This window comes from Pseudomonas sp. CFBP 8770, from assembly GCF_014841705.1.
Taxonomy (GTDB): Bacteria; Pseudomonadota; Gammaproteobacteria; order Pseudomonadales; family Pseudomonadaceae; genus Aquipseudomonas.
This window is the reverse complement of the sequence record NZ_JACYUL010000006.1, coordinates 166461-179020: the sequence shown is the minus strand read 5'-3', so window position 1 is coordinate 179020 and position 12560 is coordinate 166461. Positions and strand designations below refer to the sequence as shown.

Genomic DNA, 12560 nt, shown 5'->3' with positions numbered 1-12560 from the left:
ACGGACACCGTAAAACGCCACCATGGACCCTTCCACAGGCATCTCCCTTTCGTCATTGTTCGCCGACTTCGGCATGATTCTTTTCGCTCTGTTCCTGGTACTGCTCAACGGCTTCTTCGTTGCCGCCGAGTTCGCCATGGTCAAGCTGCGCTCGACCCGCGTGGAAGCCATCGCCAAGAAACATGGATGGCGCGGCAGCATCCTGCGTACCGTTCACAGCCAGCTCGACGCCTACCTGTCCGCCTGCCAGTTGGGCATCACCCTGGCCTCGCTGGGCCTGGGCTGGGTCGGTGAGCCGGCGTTCGCGCACATACTCGAACCCCTGCTGGGCGCAGTTGGCGTGCAATCGCCGGAAGTGATCAAGGGCGTGTCGTTCTTCAGCGCCTTCTTTGTCATCTCGTACCTGCACATCGTGGTCGGCGAGCTGGCGCCCAAGTCCTGGGCAATCCGCAAACCCGAACTGCTGTCGATGTGGACGGCCGTGCCGCTGTATCTGTTCTACTGGGCGATGTACCCGGCCATCTACCTGCTCAACGCCAGCGCCAACGGCATTCTGCGCATCGCCGGCCAGGGCGAGCCCGGCCCGCACCACGAACATCACTACAGCCGCGACGAGCTCAAGCTGATCCTGCATTCGAGCCGTGGCCAGGACCCCAGTGACCAAGGCATGCGTGTGCTGGCCTCGGCAGTGGAGATGGGCGAGCTGGAAGTGGTCGATTGGGCCAACTCCCGCGAAGACCTGGTGAGCCTGGAATTCAACGCGCCGCTCAAGGAAATCCTGGCGATGTTTCGCCGGCATAAATTCAGCCGCTATCCGGTGTACGACACCGAGCGCGAAGAATTCGTCGGCCTGTTGCACATCAAGGACCTGCTGCTGGAGCTGGCCGCACTCGACCATCTGCCGGAGTCGTTCAACCTGGCCGAATTGACCCGCCCTCTGGAGCGCGTCTCGCGGCACATGCCGCTGTCGCGCCTGCTGGAGCAGTTCCGCAAGGGCGGCGCGCACTTCGCCCTGGTGGAGGAAGCCGACGGCAAGATCATCGGTTACCTGACCATGGAAGACGTGCTGGAAGTGCTGGTCGGCGATATTCAGGACGAACACCGCAAGGCCGAGCGCGGCATCCTCGCCTATCAGCCCGGCAAGCTGCTGGTGCGTGGCGACACGCCGCTGTTCAAGGTCGAGCGGCTGTTGGGCGTGGACCTGGATCATATCGAGGCGGAAACCCTGGCAGGCTTGATCTACGAAACACTCAAGCGGGTGCCCGAGGAAGAAGAGCTGCTGGAAGTCGAAGGGCTGCGCATCATCATCAAGAAGATGAAGGGGCCCAAGATCATCCTGGCCAAGGTGCTCAAGATCGAGTGATGTGTGGCAGGTCGGTGCCAGCTGCGAGCAGGCCGGGCACTGTGCAGTGACCTTGCTGGCCTCTTCGCGGGTAGAACCCGCTCCCACATGGGTCAGTAGCACAAAGGTCTGCTCACACAGGGGGTGGTTCCTGCGACGACTCTACTGGCCGCCGACGGCGAAGTTGGGCAGCACGCCCAGCGGCCGGTCGAACTGGTAGGGGATCGATTCAAGCGCCAGGCCGACGTTGCGCTGCACCACGAAATGCAGGTGCGGACCGGTGCTGTTGCCGGTGTTGCCCGAACGCGCCAGCGCCGCGCCGACACTGACCTGCTGACCCTCCCTGACGCTGACCGAACCGCGCATCAGGTGCAGATAGACGCCCATGGTGCCGTCCTCGTGGAGGATGCGCACGAAGTTGCCCGACGGGTTGTCACCGCGATTGTCCTGCTCGTTTTCCACCTTGATCACCGTGCCGCCGCGCGCCGCGATGATCGGCGTGCCTTCGGGCATGGCGATGTCCATGGCATAGCGCCCCTTGGCGCCGAAATGGCTGTATTTGCCGTTGGGGCCCTGGGTCAGGCGGAACGGTCCGCCGCGCCACGGGAACGGATAGCGATAACCATGCGCCTCGCCCTGCGGGTCACCGATCGAGGACACCAGCGTCTGCGCGTAGCCCAATGGCTTGCCGGCCTGCTGGGCCGTGAGCACCACCAGGCTGACGCTGCTGCGCGCGGGCACCACGCGGCGGATGCTGCTGGGCGGCAGGCCTTGCACATTGCGCAACTTGCTCAGCTTGAGCTCGACCTCGACCGGTGCATACAGATCGTTGCGCACCATGAAATTGGCGCTGCCCTTGGTTTTCTTCACCTCGAGGCGGACCTGCCGGTCGATGCGCTCGACGATGCGCTCGCGCAGCACGAACACCCGCGCGCCAGGCACGGGTCGGTCGGTGTAGGAGGTGACGCCGTCGGCATTGGTGAACTTGTAGACGGTCGCCGCCTGAGCCATGGGGGCGGCCGCGAGCAGGCCGCAGATCAGCAGGAGGCGATAGACCATGGGGGCGATGTCTGAAGGGGAACGAGCGCCAAGATTAGCAGGTATCGGCGCAGCGGCAATGTGCCATCTGTCAGGCGCCTGGCACGAAATGTTTCTGCACCGATCCACGGGCGATCAAGCGCGAAATGTAGTCGAGCTTCTGCGCATCCTGGTCGAGAAAACGGAACGTCAGCTGCAGCCAGTCACTGTCGGGCTTGGGCTCGAATGCGGCAACGGCGTGCAGGTAGCCGTTGAGGCGAGCCACCTCGGCATTCTCGCCCTGCTCCAGATCCAATACCGCCAGCTCCAGCACCTGGGGCAACACCGCTGCGCGGCGCACCACCAGCAACGCTTCCTTGAGGCTCAGGGCCTTGATCACGCACTGCTGGCTGCCACCGGGCAAGCGCAGTTGGCCCTGCCCGCGACCCATAGGCGCTGCAGCCCGCGGCGGCGCTGCACCTGCCAACAGTGGGCTGGCAGCACGAGACGCTGGCGCTGCAGCCCGTGCAGGCTCGGCACGGCCCGAGGTCAACGCACTGAGCGAGTCGTTGGCAAAGGCCGAAGCGGCCTGCTGGCGAGTCGGCGCACCGGCGGCCAGGGCCTGCAGCTTGCCGACCTTGGCCAGGGCCTTCTTGACCTTGGTCATCAGCTGTTCGTTGGTGAACGGCTTGCCGATGTAATCGGAAACGCCAGCCTGGATCGCCTGCACGACGTTTTCCTTGTCGCCTCGGCTGGTCACCATGATGAAGGGCAAGGTCTTGCTGTTTTCCTGCTCGCGGGTCCAGGTCAGCAGTTCAAGACCCGACATTTCCGGCATTTCCCAGTCGCACAGCACCATGTCGTAGCTGTTGTGCATCATCAAGGACTGCGCCTTGCGGCCGTTGACTGCATCTTCGACGACGATGCCGGGAAAGGCATTGCGCAGGCATTTCTTCACCAGGTCGCGGATGAACGGCGCGTCATCCACTACCAGCACACTGATCTTGCTCATCGACCGCTCCTGAAAACCGCGCAGGCATTACCGCTCGCCAAGGGCCACGTGCCACTTGGCGTGGCTGGCCACACGGCTGCCTCGCTTCGACCCACAATGAAAAACGCCCGGCAAAGGCCGGGCGTTCGTGTAGGGCCACCTTACTTATCGTCAGGTTGGTCCAGAACATTAGCGCTGTCGAGGGTCCCTTCGACTTCCTGCTTCATGCGCTTGAGGCCCATGTGCCGTACATCGGTGCCGCGCACCAGGTAAATCACCAGTTCGGAGATGTTGCGCGCATGGTCGCCGATGCGCTCCAGCGAGCGCAGCACCCAGATCACGTTGAGCACTCGGGAGATGGAGCGCGGGTCCTCCATCATGTAGGTCACCAGCTCGCGCAGCGCCGTCTTGTACTCGCGGTCGATGGTCTTGTCGTACTGCGCCACCGACAGGGCCAGGTCGGCGTCGAAGCGGGCGAAGGCGTCGAGCGCATCGCGCACCATGATGCGTACCTGGTCGCCGATGTGCCGCACCTCGACGTAGCCACGCGGCGACTCGCCCTCCTCGCACAGCTGGATGGCGCGGCGGGCGATCTTGGTCGATTCGTCGCCGATGCGTTCAAGGTCGATCACCGACTTGGAAATGCTGATGATCAGCCGCAGGTCAGAGGCCGCTGGCTGGCGACGTGCAAGGATGCGCAGACATTCCTCGTCGATGTTGCGCTCCATCTGGTTGATCTGCTCGTCGACCTCGCGCACCTGCTGGGCCAGGCCGGAGTCGGCCTCGATCAGCGCGGTGACCGCGTCGTTGACTTGCTTCTCGACCAGCCCGCCCATGGCCAGCAGGTGGCTGCGCACCTCCTCGAGTTCGGCGTTGAACTGCTGCGAGATGTGATGGGTGAGGCCTTCTTTACTGATCATGGGTCGAATCCTTGGTGCGTCCACTCGGGATGATGCCAGCAACCGCTGCGAAGCCCTAGCCGTAGCGACCGGTAATGTAGTCTTCGGTCTGCTTCTTGGCGGGATTGGTGAACAGCGTGTCGGTATCGCCGAACTCCACCAGCTTGCCCATGTACATGAACGCCGTGTAGTCCGACACCCGTGCGGCCTGCTGCATGTTGTGGGTCACGATGACGATGGTGTATTTGGACTTGAGCTCGTAGATCAGCTCTTCGACCTTGAGCGTGGAAATCGGGTCGAGGGCCGAGCACGGTTCGTCGAGCAACAGTACCTCGGGCTCGACGGCGATGGTGCGGGCGATCACCAGACGCTGCTGCTGGCCGCCGGACAGGCCCAGAGCCGATTCGTGCAGGCGGTCCTTGACCTCGTCCCACAAGGCTGCGCCCCTGAGCGCCCACTCGACCGCTTCATCGAGGATGCGCTTCTTGTTGATGCCTTGGATGCGCAGGCCGTAGACCACGTTCTCGTAGATGGTCTTGGGGAACGGGTTGGGCTTCTGGAACACCATGCCGACGCGGCGGCGCAGCTCGGCGACGTCCTCGCCCTTGCTATAGATGTCGTGGCCATAGAGGTTGATGGCACCCTGTACGCGGCAGCCATCGACCAGGTCGTTCATGCGGTTGAAGGTGCGCAACAGGGTCGATTTGCCGCAGCCCGACGGGCCGATGAAGGCGGTCACGCGCTGCTTGGGAATGTTCATGCCGATGTCGAACAGCGCTTGCTTGTCGCCGTAGAACAGGCTTAGGCCAGGCACTTCGATGGCCACGGTCTCTTTCGCCAGGTTCAGGCTCTGCTTGTCGCGCCCCAGGGCCGACAGGTTGATGCCATGGGATGGGTTTTCATGCTGCATGGCAGACTCCAAAGGCTGTCAGATTCGGTTCGCGCTGCAAACGGGTGGTGCTCGCACGGGCACTCAACTGTCCAGCGCCTTGTACTTCTCGCGCAAGTGGTTGCGGATCCACACCGCCGACAGGTTCAGCGTAGCGATCACCAGCACCAGCAGCAATGCAGTGGCATACACCAGCGGTCGCGCGGCCTCCACGTTGGGGCTCTGGAAACCGACGTCATAGATATGAAAGCCCAGGTGCATGATCTTCTGGTCCAGGTGCAGGTACGGGTAGTTGCCGTCCACCGGCAGCGACGGCGCCAGCTTGACCACGCCCACCAGCATCAGCGGGGCCACCTCGCCGGCGGCGCGGGCCACGGCCAGGATCATGCCGGTCATCATTGCCGGGCTGGCCATGGGCAGGACGATCTTCCACAGGGTTTCCGCCTTGGTCGCGCCGAGGGCGAGCGAGCCCTCGCGCACGGTCCGCGGAATCCGCGCCAGGCCCTCCTCGGTGGCCACGATCACCACCGGCACCGCCAGCAGCGCCAGGGTCAGCGACGCCCACAACAGCCCCGGCGTGCCGAAGGTCGGCGCCGGCAGGGCCTCGGGAAAGAACAGATGATCGAGCGAGCCACCGAGCACATAGACGAAGAACCCCAGGCCGAACACGCCATAGACGATGGCCGGGACACCCGCCAGGTTGTTCACCGCGATGCGGATCAGCCGGGTGAAGGTATTCTGCTTGGCGTACTCACGCAGATAGACCGCCGCCAGTACGCCGAACGGCGTGACGATGACGGCCATGATCAGGGTCATCATCACCGTGCCGAAGATGGCCGGGAAAATCCCGCCTTCGGTATTGGCTTCGCGCGGGTCATCGCTGAGGAATTCCCACATCTTGCTGAAATAGAAGCCCAACTTGGTCAGGGTGTTCATGGCGTTGGGCTGATAGGCGTGGACGATCTGGCCCAGCCGAACCTCGATTTCCTTGCCGTTGGCGTCACGCACCGTGATGCTGTCGCGATTGACCTGGGCATGCAGCGCGCCCAGGCGAATTTCGATGTCCTTGTAACTCGCATCGAGCTCGGCGCGCTCGGCGTCCATGTCGGCCTGCGCCACGGGCGTGAGCCGGCCTTCGAGTTCCAGGCGACGCGTCTGCAGTCGCAGCCTTTCCAGGCCGGCGTTGACCTTGCCGATATCGGACTTCTCCAACCGCCTCAGCGCGTCTGCCAAGTCGCTGACCCGGGTGATGCGACTTTGCAGTTCCGGCCAGGCTGTTTCGCCCTCGGCGACGACCTTGCCTTGTTCCTTGATATTGACCAGGTAGCCATAGAAGTTGCCCCACTCGCGCCGCTCCAAGGCCATGAGTTCGGGTGGAGTGCTCTGTTCGGTCAACCAGTCGCCGACGATCCATGTGAAATCGGCGCCGTTGATGTCACGGTTGCCGACCTTGACCAGTTCGCGCGTCATGAATTCGGGGCCGCTCTCCGGCACCGGCAGGCCGGCGCTTTTCAGACGCTCACGCGGTACTTCTTCCTTCTGCACGATTTCGCCGATGACCAGATGATTGGCCATCCCCGGCACGTTGTAGCTGGCGTGGACCAGGTCGGCCGGCCAGAAATGAGCCAGGCCACGCACGGCGATCACTGCCAGCAGGCCCAGCGTCATGATCACCGCGATGGACACGGCCCCGCCGCTCATCCATACACCGGGCGAGCCGCTCTTGAACCAGCCTTTCAGGGAAATCTGCTTCACAGCCGGCTACCTTTTCTCAAAGCGATGAATACTTTTTGCGCAGGCGCTGACGAATCAGCTCGGCCGCGGTGTTCATGACGAAGGTGAACAACAGCAGCACCAATGCCGAGAGGAACAGCACGCGGTAGTGGCTGCCGCCTACTTCCGATTCGGGCATTTCCACCGCAACGTTGGCCGCCAGGGTGCGCAGGCCTTCGAACAGGTTCATTTCCATGACCGGTGTGTTGCCGGTGGCCATCAGTACGATCATGGTCTCGCCCACGGCCCGGCCCATTCCGATCATCAGCGCCGAAAAGATGCCTGGGCTGGCGGTCAGGATCACCACACGGGTCAAGGTCTGCCAAGGTGTAGCGCCCAGCGCCAGCGAACCCAGGGTCAGGCCGCGGGGCACGCTGAACACGGCGTCTTCGGCAATCGAATAGATGTTCGGAATGACCGCGAAGCCCATGGCCAGACCGACCACCAACGCGTTGCGCTGATCGTAGGTGATGCCCAAGTCGTTGCTGATCCACAGGCGCATATCGCCGCCGAACCACCAGGTTTCCAGGAACGGGCTCATGTACAGCGCAAACCAGCCCACCAGCAGGATCACCGGGATCAGGATCGCGCTTTCCCACCCGTCCGGAATGCGCAGGCGGATCGACTCCGGCAGGCGGCTGACCACGAAGCCTGCGGTGAGGATACCCAGCGGCGTAAGCAGGAGCAGGCTGAAGATACCGGGCAGGTGACCTTCGACATAGGGTGCCAGGAACAGGCCGGCGAAGAAGCCGAGGATCACCGTGGGCATGGCTTCCATCAGCTCGATGACCGGCTTGACCTTGCGGCGCATGCCGGGGGCCATGAAGTAGGCGGTGTAGATCGCTGCGGCAATGGCCAGCGGCGCGGCCAGCAGCATTGCGTAGAACGCTGCCTTCAAGGTGCCGAACGTCAGCGGCGCCAGGCTCATCTTGGGTTCGAAATCGGTGTTGGCTGCGGTCGACTGCCAGACATAGGCCGGTTTGTCGTAGTTTTCGTACCAGACCTTGCTCCACATCGAGCTCCACGAAACTTCCGGATGCGGGTTGTGCAGGGTCAAGGGCTGCAACGCGCCGTTGGCTTCGACCATGAGCTTGTTGGCCCGCGGCGCCATGGCGTAGATACCCGCGCCGTCGACCACGGGCTCGACCAGCAGGGTGCGGTGCGCAGTGCTGTGGAAAACCCCCAACTGGCCGGATGCATCCAGGGCGGTGAAGCCCTTGCGCCGCTGTTCGGAGCTGATCTGGATGATCGGCGTGTGTCCCATCTGGAAGGTACGAATCTGCTTGAGGCGTGGTTCGCCGTCTTCGTCGCGGGCCATGAACCATTGCGCCAGGCCGCCCCTGGAGTCGCCGATGATTAGCGAGATGCCGCCGACCAGCTGGGCGCTGGCGGTGATCTGGGTGTCGGCGTTTTCGCTGAGCTTGTAGCGGCCGTTCATGCTGCGGTCGCGCAGACTGAAGACGTCGACCTGGGCCCGGCCGTTGATCACGTACAGCCACTGCTGGCGCGGGTCGATGAAGATCGCCTTCACCGCCTGGTTCATCTGCGGCAGCTCGATGCGCTTCTGCTCGTTGACGACCTCGCCGGTCATCATGTTTTCTTCGCGGGTGAGCTGCAGCACGTTGAGCTGATCGCCGGTGGAACCGGCCAGGATCAGGCTGGAGTCGCTGGCATTGATGCTCACCCGCTCCAGCGCGCGGCCTTGAGGGTCAAGTTCGATGGGGGCACTGCCGTAGGGGTATTCGATCGCCGGGGTCACCGTCTTGTTGCCACCTGGGTAAGTCACCCGGTAGGTGTGGCGAAACACCAGGGCCTGACCGTTGGACAGGCCCAGTACCACCAGTGGCGCGCCAGGCTGGTCCTTGGCGCTGGCGGTCACGGTCACGCCGGCGGGAATCGGCAAGGCCGTGCGCGACAGCTCTTCCCCGGTATGGGCATTGAAGAACAGTGCCGTGCCCTGCTCCGAGACGCGCATGCCTGCCTCGTTCTGCTCTTCGAGCGCATACACCAGAGGCTTGCCGGCATCCTGCAGCCACGCGGGGTGCAGGGGCGGCTCGACCGTCAGCTCTGCGCCTTTGAACAGCGGTACCACCACGTAGGCAAGGAAGAAAAAGATCAACGTTATCGCGGCCAGCACGGCCAGGCCACCGACCAACACATACCAGCGCGTGAAGCGATCCTTGAGCGCGCGAATACGCCGCTTGCGCTGCATCTCGGGGGTGTTGAAATCGATGCGCTTGGGTGGAGAAGTCGGGGTCATCGGGGAATTGGCCAGATCGTTCATGCGCACACCCTAGCGATCCTGTATGACAGAAACATGACAATGAGGTGACGCGACAAAATCGCCGGCCGGCTCAAGGCCGTCGGCGAACAGGTTCACAGCAATTTCCGTGGGAGCGGTCAGCGGCCGCGAAACAGTCACCGCAGTGCATCAGGTGTACCGCGGCGCTCATTTCACGGCCACCGGCCGCTCCTACAGGGCGACGATGTTTATTGCTTGGCGACGTCTGCGCCTTCCTTCAGACCCAGGTCGGCCAGGGCCTTGGCGGCGACTTTGGCCGGCAGCGGAATGTAGCCATCCTTGACCACGACCTCCTGACCCTGTTTGGACAGCATCAGCTTGACGAATTCAGCCTCGAGCGGCGCCAGCGGCTTGTTCGGCGCCTTGTTGACGTACACATAGAGGAAACGCGACAGCGGATACTTGCCGTTCAGGGCGTTTTCCTCGGTGTCTTCGATGAACTCGCTGCTGCCTTTCTTGGCCAACGGGACGGTCTTCACGCTGGCGGTCTTGTAACCGATACCCGAGTAGCCGATGCCATTGAGCGAGCTGCTGATCGACTGCACCACCGAGGCCGAGCCTGGCTGCTCGTTGACGTTGGGCTTGTAGTCACCCTTGCACAGGGCCTCTTCCTTGAAATAGCCATAGGTACCGGACACCGAGTTGCGACCGAACAGCTGCACCGGTTTGTTGGCCAGGTCGCCGGTCACGCCCAGATCGCCCCAGGTCTTGACATCGGCCTTGGCGCCACACAGGCGAGTGGACGAGAACACCGCGTCGACCTGTTCCATGGTCAGGTGCTGGATCGGGTTGTCCTTGTGCACGAACACGGCCAGGGCGTCGACGGCTACCGGAATGGCCGTGGGCTTGTAGCCGTATTTCTGCTCGAAGGCCGCCATTTCGGTGTCCTTCATCTTACGGCTCATGGGCCCCAGGTTGGCGGTGCCTTCGATCAGCGCCGTGGGCGCCGTGGCCGAACCTGCTGCCTGGATCTGGATGTTGACGTTCGGGTATTCCTTCTTGTAGTTCTCGGCCCACAAGGTCATCAGGTTGGCCAGGGTATCGGAACCCACACTGGACAAGTTGCCCGACACGCCGGTGGTCTTGACGTAGGCAGGGATGGAAGGGTCGACGGCGGCTACCGCATTGGCAGTGGCAACGCCTGCGGCGACGAAGGTCATGGCGGCCATCAAACGCGTGAGTTTCATGCCTTGCTCCTAGCAGATCCAGAAAAGGGTGTTGACTCGGCGCTCGGTATTGGCGGGCCGTGGGGACACTCTATGAAAGGATTGTNGGCCGCCGGATTCAGCGTTTCTTGGCCATCAGGTACAACCCGCACAGGAAGCCGATCACACAGATCGCCGCCACGTAATAGGCCGGGCCCATGGGATTGGACTTCATCAGCAGGGTCACTGCCATCGGCGTCAGGCCGCCGAAGATGGCATAGGCCACGTTGTACGAAAACGACAGGCCGGAGAAACGCACCACCGCCGGGAAGGCCTTGACCATCACGTAGGGCACCGCGCCGATCACGCCCACGCACAGGCCAGTCACCGCATACAGCGGAAACAGCCAGTCGGGATGCGCGTGCAGGCTGTGGAACAGCGTCCAGGAGGTGGCCAGCAGCGCCAGGCTGCCGACCACGAACACCTTGCCGGCGCCGAAGCGGTCAGCCAGCGCCCCCGAACCGATGCAGCCCAGGCTCAGGAACACGATGGCCAGGCTGTTGGCCTGCAGCGACTGCTTGGGGGTGAAGCCGTAGAGAGTCTGCAGAATGGTCGGGGTCATCAGGATGACCACGATGATCCCCGCCGACAGCAACCAGGTGAGCAGCATTGAAATGGCCACCGCACCGCGGTGGTCGCGCAGCACCGTGCGCAGCGGCACTTCGGCGGCCAGCGCCTTGCGCTGCTGCAGCTCGGCGAAGACCGGGGTTTCATGCAGCCAGCGCCGCAGGTACACCGACGCCAGGCCGAACACACCACCGATCAGGAAAGGGATACGCCAGGCGTAGTCCGAAACCTCGGCCGGGGTGTAGATGCTGTTGATGGCAGTGGCCATCAGCGAGCCCAGCAGAATCCCTGTGGTCAGGCCGCAGGTCAGCGTGCCGCAGGCATAGCCGACATTGCGCCCCGGCACGTGCTCGGAGACGAACACCCAGGCCCCGGGTACTTCGCCGCCGATGGCTGCGCCCTGGATCACGCGCATCAACAACAACAGGATGGGCGCAAAAATGCCGATCTGTGCGTAAGTGGGCAGCAGACCCATGATCAGGGTCGGCACGGCCATCATGAAGATGCTCAAGGTGAACATCTTCTTGCGCCCCAACAGGTCACCGAAGTGCGCCATGATGATGCCGCCCAGCGGCCGCGCCAGATAGCCGGCGGCGAAGATGCCGAAGGTCTGCATCAGCCGCAGCCACTCGGGCATGTCGGCGGGAAAGAACAACTTGCCCACCACCGCCGCAAAGAACACGAAGATGATGAAGTCGTAGAACTCAAGTGCACCGCCCAGGGCGGACAACGAAAGTGTCTTGTAATCACTGCGGGTCAGCGGACGCGAAGGCGGAGCGATACTCGAAGGCGCGGCGGTCATTTGATGTTCTCTTATATACAAATCCACAGCTTTGTTGCTGTTTTGGGTTTGGCAGTGCAGGCACGATAGCAAATTGCTAGAAAAAGCACATGGCCTGTATTGGCAATTGCAGTAATTGGACAGCGAACGGTCGTTATGGTGGTTCTGCGCCTATATACTGGCCTTAATTAAAGGGTGTTGTGCGAAAACGCAGCTAGCGTTGTAGCCGATTTCGCAGAGGTACCCTGTGTGCGCCAGTTGAAAGAAAAGCCGTGTAGGCTTTTGTCATTGGCGCCGATCAATGCGCCACTCCAATAAAGCGTCACGGGTCAGAGGCCCCCCCGGCATGATTGAACTCGAACAAGAAGATCCCATTCCCCAAGGCGACCTGGCCTTGCAGATCACCGCGCTGCCGCGCGAAACCAATGGCTTTGGCGATATTTTCGGCGGCTGGCTGGTCGCCCAGATGGATCTGGCCGGAACGGCCATGGCCAGCAAGGTCGCCGGTGGGCGGGTGGCGACGGTAGCCATCGACCGCATGGCATTCCTGGTCCCGGTTGCCGTCGGCGCGCAATTGTCCTTCTATACCCAAACCCTGGAGATCGGCCGCAGCTCGATCCAGATGATGGTCGAGGTATGGAGCGACGATCCACTGTCGAGCGAATGGCGCAAGGTCACCGAGGCCGTCTTCGTGTTCGTCGCCATCGACGGCAGCGGCCGCACACGCGCGGTACCGCCGCGGCGCTGATGCACCACCGGCGCATCAGCCGACTTTTTGAACCCATAGCGAGAAC

Annotated in this window: 10 protein-coding genes; 2 read left to right on the top strand and 8 right to left on the bottom strand. The window is 62.7% G+C overall.

Translation table 11 applies throughout. The features are described from left to right. Positions 1–22: 22 nt before the first annotated feature. A complete protein-coding gene (locus tag IFT98_RS15060) occupies positions 23–1363 on the top strand; it encodes a hemolysin family protein (RefSeq protein WP_043192150.1) in 1341 nt (446 codons plus the stop codon). Between the two features lie 141 nt (positions 1364–1504). Here the strand turns inward: IFT98_RS15060 and IFT98_RS15055 are convergent, their stop codons facing one another. From IFT98_RS15055 to IFT98_RS15020, 8 genes are all read right to left on the bottom strand, one after another. Next, positions 1505–2401 (bottom strand): peptidoglycan DD-metalloendopeptidase family protein, encoded by an 897-nt coding sequence (locus IFT98_RS15055; RefSeq protein ID WP_192050202.1) that lies wholly within the window; start codon positions 2399–2401, stop codon positions 1505–1507. A 70-nt stretch (positions 2402–2471) separates the two neighbouring features. After that, positions 2472–3371: a response regulator gene (locus tag IFT98_RS15050; protein ID WP_192050204.1), complete on the bottom strand. Its 900-nt coding sequence runs from the start codon at positions 3369–3371 to the stop codon at positions 2472–2474. A gap of 140 nt (positions 3372–3511) precedes the next feature. Continuing rightward, on the bottom strand, positions 3512–4270 hold the full coding sequence (gene phoU / locus IFT98_RS15045; RefSeq protein WP_043192144.1) for a phosphate signaling complex protein PhoU: 759 nt from the start codon (positions 4268–4270) through the stop codon (positions 3512–3514). Positions 4271–4325: 55 nt separating this feature from the next. After that, positions 4326–5159 carry a phosphate ABC transporter ATP-binding protein PstB gene (gene pstB, locus IFT98_RS15040; RefSeq protein ID WP_122479985.1) on the bottom strand — a complete coding sequence of 278 codons (834 nt, stop codon included), beginning with the start codon at positions 5157–5159 and terminating at the stop codon, positions 4326–4328. A 63-nt stretch (positions 5160–5222) separates the two neighbouring features. Then, on the bottom strand, positions 5223–6839 hold the full coding sequence (gene pstA, locus IFT98_RS15035; protein ID WP_192050409.1) for a phosphate ABC transporter permease PstA: 1617 nt from the start codon (positions 6837–6839) through the stop codon (positions 5223–5225). 70 nt (positions 6840–6909) lie between these two features. Beyond that, a complete protein-coding gene (locus tag IFT98_RS15030; RefSeq protein ID WP_192050206.1) occupies positions 6910–9195 on the bottom strand; it encodes an ABC transporter permease subunit in 2286 nt (761 codons plus the stop codon). 206 nt (positions 9196–9401) lie between these two features. Continuing rightward, a complete protein-coding gene (locus IFT98_RS15025; protein ID WP_049860390.1) occupies positions 9402–10400 on the bottom strand; it encodes a phosphate ABC transporter substrate-binding protein PstS family protein in 999 nt (332 codons plus the stop codon). Between the two features lie 97 nt (positions 10401–10497). After that, entirely contained in the window at positions 10498–11787 is a 1290-nt protein-coding gene (locus tag IFT98_RS15020) for an MFS transporter (protein WP_122479989.1), read from the bottom strand. A 325-nt stretch (positions 11788–12112) separates the two neighbouring features. On the opposite strand from IFT98_RS15020, the gene IFT98_RS15015 reads away from it, so the two are divergent. Further along, a complete protein-coding gene (locus IFT98_RS15015) occupies positions 12113–12514 on the top strand; it encodes an acyl-CoA thioesterase (protein ID WP_043192132.1) in 402 nt (133 codons plus the stop codon). Positions 12515–12560 lie beyond the last annotated feature (46 nt).

Bases quoted from the DNA above. Each gene is read 5' to 3' on its own strand.
- IFT98_RS15060 (WP_043192150.1), top strand. From the start codon at position 23: ATGGACCCTTCCACAGGCATCTCCCTTTCGTCATTGTTCGCCGACTTC.
- IFT98_RS15055 (WP_192050202.1), bottom strand. From the start codon at position 2,401: ATGGTCTATCGCCTCCTGCTGATCTGCGGCCTGCTCGCGGCCGCCCCC.
- IFT98_RS15050 (WP_192050204.1), bottom strand. From the start codon at position 3,371: ATGAGCAAGATCAGTGTGCTGGTAGTGGATGACGCGCCGTTCATCCGC.
- phoU (WP_043192144.1), bottom strand. From the start codon at position 4,270: ATGATCAGTAAAGAAGGCCTCACCCATCACATCTCGCAGCAGTTCAAC.
- pstB (WP_122479985.1), bottom strand. From the start codon at position 5,159: ATGCAGCATGAAAACCCATCCCATGGCATCAACCTGTCGGCCCTGGGG.
- pstA (WP_192050409.1), bottom strand. From the start codon at position 6,839: ATGAGCGGCGGGGCCGTGTCCATCGCGGTGATCATGACGCTGGGCCTG.
- IFT98_RS15030 (WP_192050206.1), bottom strand. From the start codon at position 9,195: ATGAACGATCTGGCCAATTCCCCGATGACCCCGACTTCTCCACCCAAG.
- IFT98_RS15025 (WP_049860390.1), bottom strand. From the start codon at position 10,400: ATGAAACTCACGCGTTTGATGGCCGCCATGACCTTCGTCGCCGCAGGC.
- IFT98_RS15020 (WP_122479989.1), bottom strand. From the start codon at position 11,787: ATGACCGCCGCGCCTTCGAGTATCGCTCCGCCTTCGCGTCCGCTGACC.
- IFT98_RS15015 (WP_043192132.1), top strand. From the start codon at position 12,113: ATGATTGAACTCGAACAAGAAGATCCCATTCCCCAAGGCGACCTGGCC.